Raw genomic sequence first — 15,624 nt, 5'->3', positions numbered from 1 at the left:
CTTGAAGAAGAGGGGGTAATGCATTTACCCCAATCTGAGGTGGCACCGCGGTTAGGATCGTCCTCTATGAACACAGAAAACATGTGATTCATAGGGGGCTTTTTTTGTTGGTCTGAAATGAAAGTAAGAAGTGGAGGAATTCAATTGATAACAAAACAATCGTTAAAATATGAGGTAAAAGAAATAAATGGAGATTTATTTACTCCTATTTCATTATTTCAATCCTTAAAGGGCAGGAAAAAATTTTTATTGGAGAGTTCTTTAAAGCATGAACAATCCGGTCGGTATTCATTTGTCGGCAGTAATCCATTTTTAGAATGCATAGCTACAGGGAATCACATTCAAATCAACCATCTACATTCAGGTGAAGTGGAAGAACTGGAAGGAAATCCAATTGAGCATATTCAGGGAATGATTCCTACAAATGAGTTAATGGAAGTTGATCTCCCTTTTGTTGGAGGTGGGGTTGGATACTTGGCTTATGATGTCATTCGTCAATTTGAGGAGATTGGTCCTGTAATAGGTGATCAGATAAAGATGCCAGATATTCATCTCATGTTTTATGAAAATATCGTCGTATTTGATCACGCTGAACAAAAGGTGTTTATTGTTGTTTTAGAACCATGGATAAAAGAAAAACAGGTTAACCTTCATGATAAGGTCGAAGAGATTGAAAATGAATTAACCAGTGTATATCTAGATATAGACAAAGATCGAGTAAATGAAATGAACTTTGAAAGTAGTACATCAAAAGAAGAATTTATGAAAAAAGTGGAAATCGCCAAAGAGCATATCAAAAAAGGAGAAGTGTTCCAGGTGGTACTATCTCAGAGACTAGAAGCTCCTTTTAGTGGAAATCCTTTTTCTTTTTACCGGAGCTTAAGAAAGTCAAATCCTTCTCCATATATGTTTTTTATTGATTTTGATGAATATGTAATACTTGGAACATCACCGGAAAGTTTAGTAAGTGTTCAGGGGCAATCCGTTACGACTAATCCAATAGCAGGTACTCGTAAGAGAGGGGTAACAGAAGAGGAAGATCATGATTTAGAAAAGGAATTACTGTCAGATGAAAAGGAATTAGCAGAACATCGAATGCTTGTTGATTTAGGAAGAAATGATTTAGGTAGAATATGTGATATTGGCACGATTTCACTATCTAAAACAATGATTATAGAGCGCTATAAACATGTGATGCATATCGTTTCAGAAGTGAAAGGTGTTTTAAAAGAAGAGGTCTCTCCTTTAGAAGCCTTAAAAAGTTGTTTGCCAGCTGGGACAGTTAGCGGTGCACCAAAAATTAGAGCAATGCAACTAATCAATGAGCTAGAAGCAGCAAAACGTGGAGTCTATTCAGGAGCTGTTGGATACATTGGGGTAAATGGAAATCTGGATTTTGCATTAGCCATTCGAACAATGGTACTAAAAGACAATATAGCATACGTCCAAGCTGGAGCGGGTGTTGTCTATGACTCAGATCCCTTAAGTGAATATGAAGAAACCATGAATAAAGCAAAGTCTTTATTGGAGGTGAAAGAATGATAGTACTCATTGATAACTACGATTCTTTTACGTATAACCTTTATCAATATCTAGAAGAGTTAGGAGAAGACGTAATCGTCAAACGAAACGATAGAATTTCCCTGGAAGAGATTAAACAATTGAATCCATTAGGAATTGTCTTATCTCCAGGACCAGGAAATCCAGAGGATGCAGGGATTTGTATTCAGATTATACGGAATTTTCATGCAGATATTCCGATTTTAGGTGTTTGTTTAGGTCACCAGGCGATAGGGGCAGCTTTTGGAGCGAGAATTGAAGTGGCTAAACAAATTATGCACGGTAAGACGTCACTTATTAAACACAATGGAGGAGGGGTGTTTCAGTATTTATCACAACCACTGGAAGTGATGAGATATCACTCACTTGTTATAAAAAAAGGAACGTTGCCTCCATCAATAGAAGCTGTGGCACTTGCTATGGATGATGAAGAAATAATGGCCATTAAGCATAGAAAATACCCATTATATGGGGTCCAATTCCACCCTGAATCCATTGGTACACTTTCAGGAAAAAGAATGATTGGAAATTTTTTAGATGAGATGAGAAAGGAGAATAACCGTGAAACAGTATCTATTGAAACTTTCTAACGGTGATTCATTAAGCAGAGCAGAGATGAGAAGAGCAGTAAGAGAATTGTTTTTGGAAGAAACAAAGAAAAGTGAAATCGCCAGTTTCCTCTCTTTTTTAACAATGAAGGGTGAAACAGTTGAAGAAATTACAGGCTTAGTCGAAGTGTTAAGGGAAAAAGCCATGCCAATTAAGAGTAGTGTGTCTGGTGTAATAGATAATTGTGGAACAGGTGGAGATGGTTCTCAAAGCTTTAACATTAGTACTACAAGTGCATTTGTTTTAGCTGGAGCTGGAGTGAAGGTAGCGAAACATGGAAATAGAAGTATTTCCAGTAAAACGGGAAGTGCCGATGTTCTTGAGCATCTTGGGATAGCCCTAGATTTTCAACCTGATGAGATAGAGAACTTACTTGAGGAATTCAACATGGCGTTTCTTTTTGCACCGCATGTTCACTCTGGACTAAAGAAGATAATGAATGTACGCAAAGAATTGAGCATTCCCACCATTTTTAATTTAATTGGTCCCTTAACAAACCCCATTCAGCTAGACTCACAACTTGTTGGTGTTTACCGCCGGGATAAGCTTGAAACAATGGGGAAGGTTTTACATGAATTAGGAAGAAGTCGAGCCATCATTCTAAATGGAGCTGACTATATGGATGAAGCATCTCTAGCTGGAGAAAACCATTTAGTCCTTCTGGAGAACGGAAAGCTCACTCCATTTACCATAACTGGTGAGGAAGTGGGGTTACCTTATTATCCAAATTCCGAAATTAGAGGTGGAAATGCAAAGGAAAATGCGGGCATTCTTGAACAAGTATTAAAGGGGGAAAAAGGCTCTTATTTGGATACAGTCCTTTTTAATGCTGGTATCGCTCTCTTTGCTCATGGGAAAGCATCCTCCATTAATGAGGGTGTGAAATTAGCAAGGGAAAGCATATGCTCTGGCAGTGCGAGAGAAAAACTACAATCCCTTATCAGGTTTAGTCAGGAACAAAGAAAGCAGGTGATGTAAATGACAACGATGTTAGATACAATCATTGAAAAAAAGAAAACAGAAGTAATGGAGTTAAAGAAAAAAGGATATCAGATTTTCAATCAAGAGCCTCACCCTACCCATTCTTTATTCCATTCATTGAAACATGCTCAATCATTACAAGTCATTGCAGAAATAAAGAGAGCCTCTCCTTCTAAAGGAGATATTAAGGTGGAGGTAGACCCGCCCCACCAAGCCTTGGCATATGAAAGAGCAGGTGCTGTTGCTATATCGGTCTTAACCGATACTCCTTTCTTTAAAGGATGTATAGATGACTTGGCGAATGTTCGGGAAGCAGTCAATCTCCCCATTTTATGTAAGGACTTTATAATTGATGAGATTCAAATTGATCGAGCCAGAGATGCAGGGGCAACCGTCATTTTATTAATAGTAGCAGCATTAAAGCTTGATCGATTACAAGAACTATATGTATATGCAACGGAACGAGATCTTGAAGTACTTGTAGAGGTCCATAATGAAGATGAGTTAAAAACAGCCCTTTTCATTGGTGCAAAAATCATTGGTGTAAATAATCGAAATTTAAAAACATTTCAAGTGGATTTAGCCATTACTGAAACGCTAGGGCCTTTCATGAAAGATAAGGATATTGTTTTCATAAGTGAAAGCGGTATTGAAAATGAAGCGGATGCTGCTCGTGCAGCTAAAGCAGGTGCACATGGTCTATTAGTTGGGGAAACATTAATGAAAAGTGACAATGTATCTTCTAAACTAGTAACCCTAAAGGTACCAAAGGGCGTGATCCGATGACAAAAATAAAGATTTGTGGAATTCAACGAATAGAGGAGGCAAAATGGGCCATTGAAGCAGGGGCTCATGCCATTGGGTTTGTTTTTGCAGAGAGCAGGAGAAACATAGATGTGGAGTCTGCTGCTAATATTAGTGCACAACTACCTAAAGATGTCATCAAAATAGGTGTCTTTGTAAATGCGACGAAACAGGAATTAATCGAGATTTCCAAAAGAGTGCAACTAGATTATGTTCAACTCCATGGGGATGAAACAGCGAGATTCTGTAAGCAATTAGGTATACCTTATGTGAAAGCATTCTCGGTAAAAGAAAAATACGATTTACTTCTTGTAAAGGATTATGAAGAAGAAATGGTATTAGTGGATAGTGGTAAAGGTCCTTATCGAGGGGGAAATGGAACCGTTTTTGATTGGAACTATTTAGAAAGCATAGATTTAAAAGGGAAAAAATTGATTTTAGCTGGGGGATTGAACTCAGAAAATGTCCGTGAAGCAGTAATGAAGGTCCGTCCCTATATGGTGGATGTATCTAGCGGAGTAGAGACAGAAAGGATAAAAGATCAAAAGAAGATAAAAGAGTTTGTGAGAATTGTCCAGATGGCTGATGAAGAATACGAAAATTTATCATTATAACCTATAAAACTAGGAGGAGATTACATGGTATATGCACAACCGGATAATAAGGGTTTATTTGGACAATTTGGTGGGAGATATGTTCCAGAAACATTAATGAAGGCAGTGAAGGAATTAGAAGTAGCATATGAAGAGGCTTTAAAGGATGAAGAATTTAAAACAAAATTAGCAAGTTACTTGAAAGATTATGTTGGGAGAGAAAACCCACTCTATTACGCTGAAAATTTATCTAAACAGATAGGTGGAGCAAAGATTTACTTAAAACGTGAGGATCTCAATCATACAGGTGCTCATAAAATTAACAATACAATCGGTCAAGCATTATTAGCGGAGAGAATGGGGAAAAGAAAAATTGTGGCTGAAACGGGAGCAGGCCAACATGGAGTTGCAACAGCCACAGTATGTGCTCTTCTTAACCTGGAATGCGTCATCTATATGGGGGAAGAAGATATTCGAAGACAGAAGCTGAATGTATTTAGAATGGAGCTATTAGGTGCAAAAGTTGTTAGTGTCAAGCAAGGAAGTGCAACCTTGAAAGATGCAGTAAATGAAGCTCTACGCTACTGGGTGGCAAATGTTGAAGACACACATTACATCATTGGTTCAGTACTGGGGCCACACCCATTTCCTAAAATGGTGAGGGATTTCCAAAGTGTAATAGGGAAAGAAACGAAGGAACAATTCTTACAAAAGGAGAATTCATTACCTCAAGCAATTGTAGCGTGTGTTGGAGGGGGAAGTAATGCAATAGGAATGTTCTATCCCTTTCTTAACGATCACGAAGTAAAGCTATATGGAATAGAAGCAGCGGGTTCTGGAGTAGAGACAGAAAAGCATGCTGCCACTTTAACAAAAGGCAGTGTTGGTATATTACATGGAAGTATGATGTATCTCCTCCAAAGCCAGGAAGGACAGATTCAAGAAGCTCACTCCATTTCTGCCGGATTGGACTATCCAGGAGTAGGTCCTGAACATAGTTATTTAAAAGAAATCAATCGTGTTAACTATGCATCTATTACAGATTCTGAAAGTTTAGAAGCATTTAAACTATTATCTCAATCAGAAGGAATTATTCCGGCATTGGAAAGCTCACATGCTGTGGCATACGCTGTTAGGCTCGCAAAAAAAATGAATTCTGATGAATCCGTTGTTATTTGTTTGTCAGGTAGGGGAGATAAAGATGTTGAACAAGTAAAAGAGCTGATAGGAGGTAATAATCGTGGGTAAGATGTTTCTTGAACAAACGCTACAATCTGAATTAGACCGGGGGAATAAACTATTTATCCCTTATGTAATGGCTGGGGACGGAGGGATGGAACAATTCATTGATGACCTCATTATGCTTGAAGAGAATGGAGCTACAGCTATTGAAGTGGGAATTCCTTTTTCCGACCCTGTGGCTGACGGTCCAACGATACAAGAAGCTGGAAAGCGTGCATTAAAAAATGGGACTTCACTATCTCTAGTGTTTAGGAAATTACGAGAAAGAAGAAATGAAATTAATGTACCATTAGTATTTATGTCTTATATTAACCCTATTTTCGCTTATGGAGTAGATTGTTTCTTTCATGATTGTCAGAAAGCCGGAGTAGATGGTGTTATCATTCCAGATTTACCATTAGAACATCATGATTTAGTTAAAAATCCTTCAGAACGGTATGAAATAGCCATCGTCCAGCTGGCTACGTTAACCAGTTCTATTGAAAGAATTCAAGAACTAGCTCAAAAGACTGAAGGATTTCTGTATGCTGTTACAATCAATGGTATTACAGGTGCTCGAAGGGGATTTGACAATAGTATCTCTAACCATCTCAACATTCTAAAAGAATATAGTGATGTTCCGGTTCTTGCGGGGTTTGGAATATCTACTCCTGAACATGTTATAGAAATGACAAAAAGTTGTGATGGAGTGGTGGTAGGAAGTAAAATTATTGATCTTATTCAAAAGAATAACATCGATGAAATAAAGGCATTGATTGCTCCTGTGAAAGTACCAAGTCTACAAGATAGGTGAATTGTAAATGGTGTAGTTAGAGTGTAAATAAAGTCTGAATCTATGTTAAATAAAAGTAAAAAGCCTTCTGTTTTCGCAGATAATCAGTATGATAGAGATGTAGTTGATTACATGCAGCATAATTAGGAGGCTTAATAATGAAAAGTATGAAAAAGTGGTTATTAATGTTAATGACAGCACTATCAGTCGTAGCTTTCGCAGCCGGATGCAGCAGTGACACAGAAGAAGACACAGGTACAGAAGAAAACATGGAAGAAGAATCTAACACTGAAGAAGGTAGCACCGAAGAATAATAATAAAGAACAGTCAGTCCATTATGGACTGGCTGTTTATTTTTATTTAAAGGTTGTGTTTATATAAAACGCCTGCGTTTTCAGGCTCTTGGCACGCTCGTACTTCCCCAGGAGACCCCTCGCAATCGTTAGCCCTGTATATGAAATTGTCACTAAATATACATATAGGGGTATACTGAAATTTGCTTTTTCTAGAGTAAAATAAAAGTATGAAATTAAAAAAATTTAACAAAAATAATACCGTTATGGGTATATGGGTTAGGAGAGATAATCATGAAAAAGAAAATTGTGATTGTTGGGGGAGTTGCAGGTGGAGCGACTGCAGCAGCCAGACTACGTCGTTTAAGTGAAGAAGATGAAATTATCCTTATTGAAAAAGGAGAGTACATTTCTTTTGCGAATTGTGGATTACCCTATTACATTGGGGAAGTCATTTCGAATCGAGATGCATTGCTGGTTCAGACAGTGGATGGAATGTCAAAAAAATTCAACTTGGATATTCGTAATCTCAGTGAAGTAATTGGAATCAATCGGGAGAAAAAGACCGTCTCTATTAAAAAAGTGATGACTCAAGAAGTATATGAAGAGAGCTATGATCAATTAATTTTGTCTCCAGGAGCTCGTCCTATTGTCCCTAAATTTGAAGGTCTAACTGAGTCAAAAAACTTCTTTACACTTCGGAATGTTCCTGATACAGACAAAATTAAAGCTTGGATTGATGAAAACAGTCCAAAGGAAACAGTTATTATCGGTGGAGGATTTATTGGTTTAGAAATGGCTGAAAATCTTCACCATCGTGGATTAAAGGTTTCAGTAGTTGAGGTTGGAAATCAAGTGATGGCCCCTATAGATATTGAAATGGCTGCTCTCGTACACAGGGAACTGAAAAGTCATGGGGTAAATCTCATTCTGAAGGATGGAGTGAAAGAATTTAAAGAAGGAGGAAGAAAGATTGTATTACAAAGTGGCAAAGAGTTAAATAGTGATTTAACTCTTTTATCTATTGGAGTGCGTCCTGAAAATGAGTTAGCTATTGAGGCAGGTTTAGAAGTAGGGGAACGGGGTGGAATAGTAGTAAACGAGCACTTGCAAACGGAAGATGAACATATTTATGCCATTGGAGACGTTATCGAAGTGAAAGACTATATTCAACAAATCCCTACCATGATACCACTAGCGTGGCCGGCAAATCGTCAAGGCAGGTTAGTGGCAGACCATATCAATGGAAGAGACATCTCTTATAAAGGAACACTAGGCACTTCAGTGGCAAAAGTATTTGATTTAACTGTGTCAGCAACAGGTAATAATGAAAAGGCTTTACGACGTTTAGGAATAGAATATGAGGCGATTCACACCCACCCTTTTTCCAATGCTACTTATTACCCGGGGGGTAGTCAGTTATCGTTGAAATTGTTGTTTGATCCGAAAACAGGAGACATATTTGGTGCACAAGGAGTGGGGTATAAAGGAGTTGAAAAACGAATTGATGTTATTGCAACGGCGATTAAAGGTAAATTAAAAGTATGGGATTTAGCAGATTTAGAACTTGCTTATGCCCCTCCGTATTCTTCTGCTAAAGATCCGGTTAATCTGGCGGGTTACGTTGCTTCAAATATCATTGAAGGGGATTTAAGTATTGTTCATCATCATGAAATTGATGACATTGTGAAAAAAGGAGGTATTTTAGTTGATGTTCGAGAACCGGAGGAAAGAGAGAGTGGGTTTATTCCTGGTTCAGTCAATATCCCACTAGGACAATTAAGAGTACGTCTACATGAATTACCAAAACACCAGCATATATACGTCTCATGTCAGGTAGGGTTAAGGGGGTATCTTGCCACAAAAATTCTTATAAACAATGGGTATAAAGCAAGTAATTTAAGCGGGGGTTATAAAACCTACCTGAGTGGAAGATAAAGAAAAATCCAGATCCTGTTATTGAGAATAAACTATTTGGAATCTTATGTTGATTTTAGGAATAATTACTATTAATCTTTTACTATATAGAATTTTCTAATAGAGAGGCATTTGATCATGATTATTCCTAAGAAATTACAAAAAGGAGATACCATCGGAATTTGTTCACCCTCATCTCCGGTCGCTGCCCATTGCCCAAAGCGGCTGAAAAGAGGAATCGAGGAATTAGAACGTATGGGTTTTAAGGTGAGGGTAGCTCCAAACACCCTAAGGGTTCAAGAATATATGGCTGGTACTGTTGAAGAGAGAATAGAGGACCTTCATTCCCTTTTTAAAGATACAGAGGTGAAGGCAATCATTACGACCATAGGTGGAACTTGTTCTCACCAACTTCTCGAACACTTGGACTATTCATTAATAAAGGAAAATCCAAAGATATTTTTAGGGTATAGTGATATTACTGCATTACATACGGCCATCCATCTGAAAACATCTCTTATAACTTATTTAGGACCTGCTGTTCTTCCTCAGTTTGGTGAATTTGGAGGTATTCTCCCTTATACGAAACATCACTTTATCAAGACATTCGTAGAAGGAGAGTCCATTCACTACAAACCATCTACCCAGTATGTAATGGAACATCTATGGTGGGACGAAGAAGACAGCAGGGAAAGAAATCAACTAGAGAATAAGGGACCTAGCATCGTTAAGGAAGGAAAAGCTGAAGGAAGAATAATAGCTGCAAATGTAGGAACGATGCTGCTTTTAGCCGGAACCGAATACTTTCCAGATTTAGAAGGAGCAATCCTCTGTATTGAAGATGATCCGGATGAAACCCCATCTTCAATTGACCGTTACTTAACTCAATTACGTCACCTAGACGTATTTTCTAAAATTAAAGGTCTTCTGGTTGGCCGCTTTCATGATCATGTGGGGTTTAAGGATAATCAACTATCATCCATACTTTCCCGAGTAACAGAAGGATATGAATTTCCAATCATATCAGATCTAGATTTCGGACATACAGATCCTATGTTTATCCTTCCGAATGGAATCAAAGCTAAACTTGTTGTTGTAGAAGATCATATTGAATTTCAATTACTAGAAAAACCTGTTGAATAAGGAGGAGTTTCAATGATTGAAAGGAAACTGAACACAGTTTTTATTCCTGTTGCTAACTTAAAAGAATCAGTGAATTGGTATCAAAGTATTTTAGGGTTTGAGGTAGATGAAGAGCAATATAAAGAAATAGAACAGCTTCCTGTGTATACATTTCAAATGGGAGAAACATCACTTACTCTCGAAGTTGAAAGTGATTTCACACCCTCCCCTTCAAAAATTCCAATTTGTAATATACATACAAATCAAATTGAAAAAGTTCGTGACAGCTTTCTTTCAAAAAAAGTGGTGATTGAGTCAGACATCATATCTTTTCCTGACTTTTCTTATTTTAATTTTCGTGATGTGAACGGAAATTTATTAATGATTTGTACCGGTTGAAAATCTATATTATTACGAAAACTCCTTAATAAATATTAAGGAGTTTTTTTATAGAAAATAGTCCTATACTCGTCAATATTGTTACTTTGTACATCGGACAGAAACAGTTATAGCAGGTTTAATGTTTTTATAGGAAAGAGTAATATCTTTAAATCCAGCTTCATGAAGTGCGTAGTAAATACTCTCGCCATATTCCTGTGCCCTACTATCTTTTTCTTCATCTCCTCTAGGCTGGACAGTAATCACTATCGTTCCACCTGTTTTTAACATATTGTATAAATGGGAAAGTGCGCTCTTTTTATCAGTCCACAAAGGATAATTATTGACAGAGAATATTTTATCGTACTGAACTCTATCTAGTTCAAACTTGGATATGTCATGTACATAGAGAGAGACTTGTCCCTTAAGAATAGCTTGATGATTTTTCTTCGCTGCTGCTTCTTTCATTGTTTCAGAAATATCTACCCCATGGATGGTTGTATCAGGGAACTTAGTGCTAATGCGTCGAATGCAATACCCTGGACCAAAACCTACTTCAAGGATTTGATCATTGTTTTGAATGGATAATTGATTAATAGACCAGTTGTTTATTTTTCTATTATCAAACTCCATGACTTTTCCAATAACCCACCCTACAATACCTTTTGGGCGTTTAAATTGTTTTTGTAATGAAAACAACGATGTCTCACCTCTATTCTTTCTTGTTCAACCTTCATGTAATGGATTTTTTTAAGTATCTTCATTATATATGCATCTTTCCACAGAATAGATGAGTTAAAACCTTGTTGCAATTTTTGAAAATAGTGGCATAATATAAACAAATAAACATGCATTGATGAGAAGAGTACATAGAATAGTCCTTTATCAGAGAGCTTCGGTAGCTGAAAAGAAGCAAAGGTACAGTTTTATGGAAAATGATCTCGGAGCATTCTATTCGAGCCAGTGTGGTGTAGGGTAGAACGGGGGTGTACATCCGTTATCAATGTCACGGTATCGAGCACACGCTCCGTACTTGTCGAGATAGTCTTGTGTGAGCAAGCTATAAACTAAGGTGGTACCACGAGCTAACCCCTCGTCCTTAGATATTCAATAGAATATCTAAGGACGAGGGGTTTTTTATTTTGAACAGGAATAGAGGAGGAAATGATAATGTCAATTTTTATTGGTGGCGCTTGGCCATATGCAAATGGTTCTTTACATGTAGGACATATAGCGGCCTTATTACCCGGAGATATTTTGGCAAGGTATTATAGAATGAAGGGAAGAGATGTCTTATATGTATCAGGAAGCGATTGTAATGGTACACCTATAGGCATTCGAGCTAAACAGGAAGGCAAGGAGATTAAAGAAATAGCCAGTCGATTTCATCAAGAATTCGCTGATTGTTTTCGAGAATTGGGTTTTAGTTATGATATATATACAAGAACCGATGATAAAGAACACCATGCTGTTGTTCAAGACATCTTTACTACTCTACACAAAAATGGATGGTTATATGAAAAAAGAGTCCAACAAACATATTGTGAGAAAGACAAACAGTTCTTACCAGATCGGTTTGTTGAAGGAATATGCCCTGTTTGTGGAGCGAATGCTCGAGGAGATCAATGTGACCATTGTTCCACAGTACTAGATCCTACAGAATTAATCGTTAAGACTTGTAAACTCTGTGGTCAAGAGCCAATCTTGAAGGAAACATTGCATTTATATTTTGCATTATCAAAATTCCAAAAACCTTTGCAACATTTTCTGAAAGAAAGGGAATCCAAGTGGAGAGAGAATGCCATTCATTTAACTAAAAGATATCTAGAAGAAGGGCTACATGACCGGCCTGTTACAAGGGATCTGGGAAATGGTGTAGAGGTCCCAATTCATGGTTTTCAAGATAAAAAAATTTATGTTTGGATTGAGGCAGTGAGCGGTTATTTAAGTGCTTCAAAAAAATGGGCAAAAGACAACAATCGTAACTGGAAAGATTTTTGGAGTAGTGAAACGAAAGCGTATTATGTACATGGAAAAGATAATATTCCATTTCATAGTATTATTTGGCCAGCTATTCTTCTCGGGATTGAAAATCAGAATCTCCCAGATTTTATCATTTCAAATGAATACTTAACTCTTGAAAAGAAAAAAATCTCTACAAGTGGCAATTGGGCGGTTTGGATACCGGATTTACTTAATCGGTACCATCCTGACTCCATTCGGTATTATCTGACCATTAACGCTCCAGAAAAAAGAGATACAGACTTTTCTTGGAGAGAGTTTATTTATAGTCACAATAGTGAATTGCTTGGAGCTTTAGGAAATCTGTCACAACGTACGATAAAGTTCTATGAAAAGGAATTTGGAAAAAGAGTTGTCGTTACAACGGTATCCAATGAAATAACAGAAAAAGTAAAGGAAACCTTTGAAAACGTGGGGGAACTGATTGAGGAAGGCAGTATTCGCTTTAGCCTAGAGACTATTTTTGATTTTGTCCGATGGGCAAATAAACAATTTGACGAAAAAAAACCTTGGAGCATCATAAAAGAAGATCGAGAGAAAGGGAAGTCTATCTTAATTGATTTTATTTATATCATAACTTCTATTAGAAACCTGATCCACCCGTTCCTACCCTTTACATCGCAAAATATTGGGGAACAACTAAAGATCGGAGAGGAACCTAAATGGCATCCTATTGAATTACCAAATGAATTTACAATTGAAAATGTAGCACCCTTATTTGAAAGAATTGATTTAGAAACGATTGATTTGGAGAGGGGATATTTAGTCCAATACTCCAAGGGTTATTAGAATAGGAGGATACGATGAAGATTGTCATTATGTCTGACACCCATATGCCTAAAAAAGGAAGAGATCTTCCACCTCAGCTTAAAGAAGACTTAGAAAGTAGTGAACTTATCATTCATGCTGGTGATTTTCAAACCATAGAAGTATACAACAACATTATGAAATATGGTGATTTAATAGGTGTCGTTGGCAATGTTGATGATGAAAAATTGCAAGCAGTCTTACCAAAAAGACAGGTGATAGAATTGTTTGGTGTGAAAATAGGCATTGTTCACGGAGATGGTAAAGGAAAAACAACGGAAAAGAGAGCGATGGAAGCATTTAAAAATGAAAAAGTAGACATTATTATATTCGGTCATTCTCATATACCATATTTACGATATACCAATGGAATACTTCTATTTAATTCCGGGTCTCCTGTAGACAAACGCAAACTGCCATTCTATTCTTACGGTATCCTTACAATGGAGAAAGGGTGGAGGATAGAACATATATTTTTTACTAATTAAAATTATTTGTTGAACGTTCTCTTAAAACGATCTATAGTATTTATTAACAAATATTTCTATTTTCATTAATGAGTAATAGAATAATGGTACCAAATAGAATAGGCATCTGAAGGAAGTAAGGAAACGATCTAATCTTGAATCAGGGTGGTAACGTGCTTTAAACTCGTCCCTATCATTTGGGGCCGTTTTTAATTATTTATACCACTCTTGCTGCTTCTTCAGGAGTTTCACACCACCTGCTCCAAGCACAAACCTTAAGAACAACATTTTCACGAAAACAGTTTTTGTGAATATCTGGAGGGAATCTTATGTTTAAGTTCAAGGTGAATGAAGAAATTACCTTAGGTTTATTGCAACCTCACCATTCAGAGGAAGTTTATGCGTTAGTTGACAGGAATAGAACACATCTTAAAGAATGGCTCGGCTGGGTTGATAACATTAAATCTCCGGATGATTACCGTCAAACGATTATACCAATCTGGTTAAACCAGTTTGCTGAAAATAACGGCTTTAATGCAGGAATTTACTTGAATGGAAAATTGGTTGGGATGGTATCATTTCATTTTATTAATTGGAAAACAAAATATACAAGCATAGGATATTATCTGGCAAAAGAAACTGAAGGAAAAGGGATAATCACAAGTTGTATTAAAGCACTAATGAATTTTGCATTTGAAGAACTGTTACTCAACAAAGTTGAAATTCAATGTGCGGAAACCAATATTAAAAGCAGAAAGATACCTGAACGCCTTGGGTTTAAACAAGAAGGGATAAGTCGTGATGCTGAACGTATAAATGATCATTACAATGACGTAGTTACTTATAGTTTGCTAAGAAATGAATGGGAAAATCTATAAAAATAAAGGGGAGGAAAAGAGTGAAGAAAGAGTATTTCATTGGGATTGTCCCACCTGAAAGATATATGGAACGAATTGTGAATTTCCAACGAAAATGTAGGATGAAATTTGCTGTTGAACCACATATAACCTTAAAAGCTCAAGGAGGGCTATCTCAAGATGAAAAGTGGATAAATAAGGTTATAAAGGTTTGTGGGAATTATAAAACCTTTCAAATATCATTAGATAAACCCGAATTTTTTGGTGATAACATTCTATATTTAAGCGTTATTTCAGATGATTTATACGTATTACATCAAAAAATAGTCCGAGAAATTTCGCCTTCAGAAGAATTAATAAAACAGTATTTTGAACTTGAAGACTATGTTCCTCACTTAACGCTTGGAAAAGAACAGTATGGACTAAAGAAAGAAGATCTTAAGGATATGGAGAAATTAGCTGAAAAAGAATTGACTCCATACCCTATTTTCAAAGTGGATTTTATTAGAGTGTATGAGTTAAACACGGAAGCCCAAAGGTATGAAAAATATATAGATATTCCTTTGGAGAAAGAATAATGTCTATCCTTAATTATAGTAAACTATCTTTATGTTAATGTTAGAAAAACATTAGGGGTGTGTTTGTAAATGGAGTTGAGCATTAAAAGAACTGAATCACATGATATTAATACATTAATATCAATTCAAAAAGAAGTCTTTGCAGAAGATTATGCAATATATGAAGATCATGATTCTACACCTGTTAATGATACACCAGAAAAATTAATGGAAAATATGGAACGCTATATTCACTTCACAATATGGATGGGTAAACAGGTAATTGGTGGGATAGATATTCGCCCCTTGGATGAAAAAAGAATGCGGTTAAGTAAGTTATTCTTGTCTACTGAATACCAAAACAAAGGTCTGGGAAGTAAAATAATAAAACGAATAGAATCAGAATTTCCATCCATTAAAGATTGGAGTCTATATACACCATATTTGAATAAAAGAAATCAACATTTCTATGAAAAAAGAGGTTACGTTAAAATCGATCAAGTCCAAGTTACTGAAAAACTTCTATTATTTAAATATGAAAAAATAGTATAGTTTGAGAAATTATCTAAAAAAAAATTCACAAAAAAACGCAAGAGTTCACAACTCTTGCGTTTTTTAAATCCAACAACCAAACTTTCTCATC

The 15,624-nt window shown here is 36.5% G+C and carries 17 protein-coding genes and 2 other annotated features (1 of these 19 cut by a window edge); of the genes, 16 read left to right on the top strand and 1 reads right to left on the bottom strand.

All coding sequences use genetic code 11. The annotated features are described in order from the left end of the window. Nucleotides 1–68, top strand: a binding site (T-box leader); it begins 180 nt to the left of the window's first position. 49 nt (nt 69–117) lie between these two features. From trpE to IQI_RS03115, 11 genes are all read left to right on the top strand, one after another. After that, nucleotides 118–1,542: an anthranilate synthase component I gene (gene trpE / locus IQI_RS03160; RefSeq protein ID WP_064091278.1), complete on the top strand. Its 1,425-nt coding sequence runs from the start codon at nt 118–120 to the stop codon at nt 1,540–1,542. Continuing rightward, nucleotides 1,539–2,150: an anthranilate synthase component II gene (locus tag IQI_RS03155; protein WP_064091277.1), complete on the top strand. Its 612-nt coding sequence runs from the start codon at nt 1,539–1,541 to the stop codon at nt 2,148–2,150. The genes trpE and IQI_RS03155 overlap by 4 nt, the downstream gene beginning before the upstream one ends. Then, nucleotides 2,122–3,147 (top strand): anthranilate phosphoribosyltransferase, encoded by a 1,026-nt coding sequence (gene trpD, locus IQI_RS03150; RefSeq protein WP_064091276.1) that lies wholly within the window; start codon nt 2,122–2,124, stop codon nt 3,145–3,147. The genes IQI_RS03155 and trpD overlap by 29 nt, the downstream gene beginning before the upstream one ends. Then, nucleotides 3,148–3,936, top strand: a complete 789-nt coding sequence (gene trpC, locus IQI_RS03145) for an indole-3-glycerol phosphate synthase TrpC (RefSeq protein ID WP_064091275.1) — start codon at nt 3,148–3,150, stop codon at nt 3,934–3,936. Then, nucleotides 3,933–4,568 (top strand): phosphoribosylanthranilate isomerase, encoded by a 636-nt coding sequence (locus tag IQI_RS03140; protein ID WP_064091274.1) that lies wholly within the window; start codon nt 3,933–3,935, stop codon nt 4,566–4,568. Before trpC ends, IQI_RS03140 begins: the two co-directional genes overlap by 4 nt. 24 nt (nt 4,569–4,592) lie before the next feature. Beyond that, nucleotides 4,593–5,795: a tryptophan synthase subunit beta gene (gene trpB / locus IQI_RS03135; protein WP_064091273.1), complete on the top strand. Its 1,203-nt coding sequence runs from the start codon at nt 4,593–4,595 to the stop codon at nt 5,793–5,795. A gap of 1 nt (nt 5,796) precedes the next feature. Next, the gene (trpA, locus tag IQI_RS03130) at nt 5,797–6,582 is read left to right on the top strand and encodes a tryptophan synthase subunit alpha (protein WP_064091363.1); all 786 of its coding nucleotides are present in this window, start codon (nt 5,797–5,799) and stop codon (nt 6,580–6,582) included. 137 nt (nt 6,583–6,719) lie between these two features. Continuing rightward, nucleotides 6,720–6,875: a hypothetical protein gene (locus tag IQI_RS20785; RefSeq protein ID WP_197489700.1), complete on the top strand. Its 156-nt coding sequence runs from the start codon at nt 6,720–6,722 to the stop codon at nt 6,873–6,875. Between the two features lie 273 nt (nt 6,876–7,148). Next, entirely contained in the window at nt 7,149–8,792 is a 1,644-nt protein-coding gene (locus tag IQI_RS03125) for an FAD-dependent oxidoreductase (RefSeq protein WP_064091272.1), read from the top strand. Between the two features lie 117 nt (nt 8,793–8,909). Beyond that, nucleotides 8,910–9,914 (top strand): S66 family peptidase, encoded by a 1,005-nt coding sequence (locus IQI_RS03120; RefSeq protein WP_064091271.1) that lies wholly within the window; start codon nt 8,910–8,912, stop codon nt 9,912–9,914. A 12-nt stretch (nt 9,915–9,926) separates the two neighbouring features. Beyond that, nucleotides 9,927–10,292, top strand: a complete 366-nt coding sequence (locus IQI_RS03115) for a VOC family protein (RefSeq protein ID WP_064091270.1) — start codon at nt 9,927–9,929, stop codon at nt 10,290–10,292. A gap of 81 nt (nt 10,293–10,373) precedes the next feature. Here IQI_RS03115 and IQI_RS03110 read toward each other — a convergent pair whose 3' ends face one another. Next, on the bottom strand, nt 10,374–10,970 hold the full coding sequence (locus tag IQI_RS03110) for a class I SAM-dependent methyltransferase (RefSeq protein ID WP_064091269.1): 597 nt from the start codon (nt 10,968–10,970) through the stop codon (nt 10,374–10,376). Nucleotides 10,971–11,115: 145 nt separating this feature from the next. After that, nucleotides 11,116–11,375 (top strand) — a binding site (T-box leader). 66 nt (nt 11,376–11,441) lie between these two features. On the opposite strand from IQI_RS03110, the gene metG reads away from it, so the two are divergent. The 5 genes from metG (at nt 11,442) to IQI_RS03085 (ending at nt 15,533) form a co-directional block, all read left to right on the top strand. Continuing rightward, nucleotides 11,442–13,082 carry a methionine--tRNA ligase gene (metG, locus tag IQI_RS03105; protein ID WP_064091268.1) on the top strand — a complete coding sequence of 547 codons (1,641 nt, stop codon included), beginning with the start codon at nt 11,442–11,444 and terminating at the stop codon, nt 13,080–13,082. A gap of 14 nt (nt 13,083–13,096) precedes the next feature. Beyond that, nucleotides 13,097–13,588 (top strand): metallophosphoesterase family protein, encoded by a 492-nt coding sequence (locus tag IQI_RS03100; RefSeq protein WP_064091267.1) that lies wholly within the window; start codon nt 13,097–13,099, stop codon nt 13,586–13,588. A 308-nt stretch (nt 13,589–13,896) separates the two neighbouring features. Beyond that, complete coding sequence (locus IQI_RS03095) at nt 13,897–14,445, top strand: GNAT family N-acetyltransferase (RefSeq protein WP_064091266.1); 549 nt, start codon at nt 13,897–13,899, stop codon at nt 14,443–14,445. Between the two features lie 20 nt (nt 14,446–14,465). Further along, entirely contained in the window at nt 14,466–15,002 is a 537-nt protein-coding gene (locus tag IQI_RS03090; protein WP_064091265.1) for a 2'-5' RNA ligase family protein, read from the top strand. Nucleotides 15,003–15,071: 69 nt separating this feature from the next. Beyond that, nucleotides 15,072–15,533, top strand: a complete 462-nt coding sequence (locus tag IQI_RS03085) for a GNAT family N-acetyltransferase (RefSeq protein WP_064091264.1) — start codon at nt 15,072–15,074, stop codon at nt 15,531–15,533. Nucleotides 15,534–15,624: the final 91 nt, after the last annotated feature.

Source organism: Rossellomorea aquimaris TF-12, from assembly GCF_001648555.1.
Classification (GTDB): domain Bacteria; phylum Bacillota; class Bacilli; order Bacillales; family Bacillaceae_B; genus Rossellomorea; species Rossellomorea aquimaris.
Note: the sequence above shows the minus strand (reverse complement) of the source record. Positions and strands in the feature narration are given on the sequence as shown.

What these genes read in the sequence shown, in the direction of transcription:
- trpE (WP_064091278.1), top strand. Translation starts at nt 118, where the DNA reads ATGAAAGTAAGAAGTGGAGGAATTCAATTGATAACAAAACAATCGTTA.
- IQI_RS03155 (WP_064091277.1), top strand. Translation starts at nt 1,539, where the DNA reads ATGATAGTACTCATTGATAACTACGATTCTTTTACGTATAACCTTTAT.
- trpC (WP_064091275.1), top strand. Translation starts at nt 3,148, where the DNA reads ATGACAACGATGTTAGATACAATCATTGAAAAAAAGAAAACAGAAGTA.
- IQI_RS03140 (WP_064091274.1), top strand. Translation starts at nt 3,933, where the DNA reads ATGACAAAAATAAAGATTTGTGGAATTCAACGAATAGAGGAGGCAAAA.
- trpB (WP_064091273.1), top strand. Translation starts at nt 4,593, where the DNA reads ATGGTATATGCACAACCGGATAATAAGGGTTTATTTGGACAATTTGGT.
- trpA (WP_064091363.1), top strand. Translation starts at nt 5,797, where the DNA reads ATGTTTCTTGAACAAACGCTACAATCTGAATTAGACCGGGGGAATAAA.
- IQI_RS20785 (WP_197489700.1), top strand. Translation starts at nt 6,720, where the DNA reads ATGAAAAGTATGAAAAAGTGGTTATTAATGTTAATGACAGCACTATCA.
- IQI_RS03125 (WP_064091272.1), top strand. Translation starts at nt 7,149, where the DNA reads ATGAAAAAGAAAATTGTGATTGTTGGGGGAGTTGCAGGTGGAGCGACT.
- IQI_RS03120 (WP_064091271.1), top strand. Translation starts at nt 8,910, where the DNA reads ATGATTATTCCTAAGAAATTACAAAAAGGAGATACCATCGGAATTTGT.
- IQI_RS03115 (WP_064091270.1), top strand. Translation starts at nt 9,927, where the DNA reads ATGATTGAAAGGAAACTGAACACAGTTTTTATTCCTGTTGCTAACTTA.
- metG (WP_064091268.1), top strand. Translation starts at nt 11,442, where the DNA reads ATGTCAATTTTTATTGGTGGCGCTTGGCCATATGCAAATGGTTCTTTA.
- IQI_RS03100 (WP_064091267.1), top strand. Translation starts at nt 13,097, where the DNA reads ATGAAGATTGTCATTATGTCTGACACCCATATGCCTAAAAAAGGAAGA.
- IQI_RS03095 (WP_064091266.1), top strand. Translation starts at nt 13,897, where the DNA reads ATGTTTAAGTTCAAGGTGAATGAAGAAATTACCTTAGGTTTATTGCAA.
- IQI_RS03085 (WP_064091264.1), top strand. Translation starts at nt 15,072, where the DNA reads ATGGAGTTGAGCATTAAAAGAACTGAATCACATGATATTAATACATTA.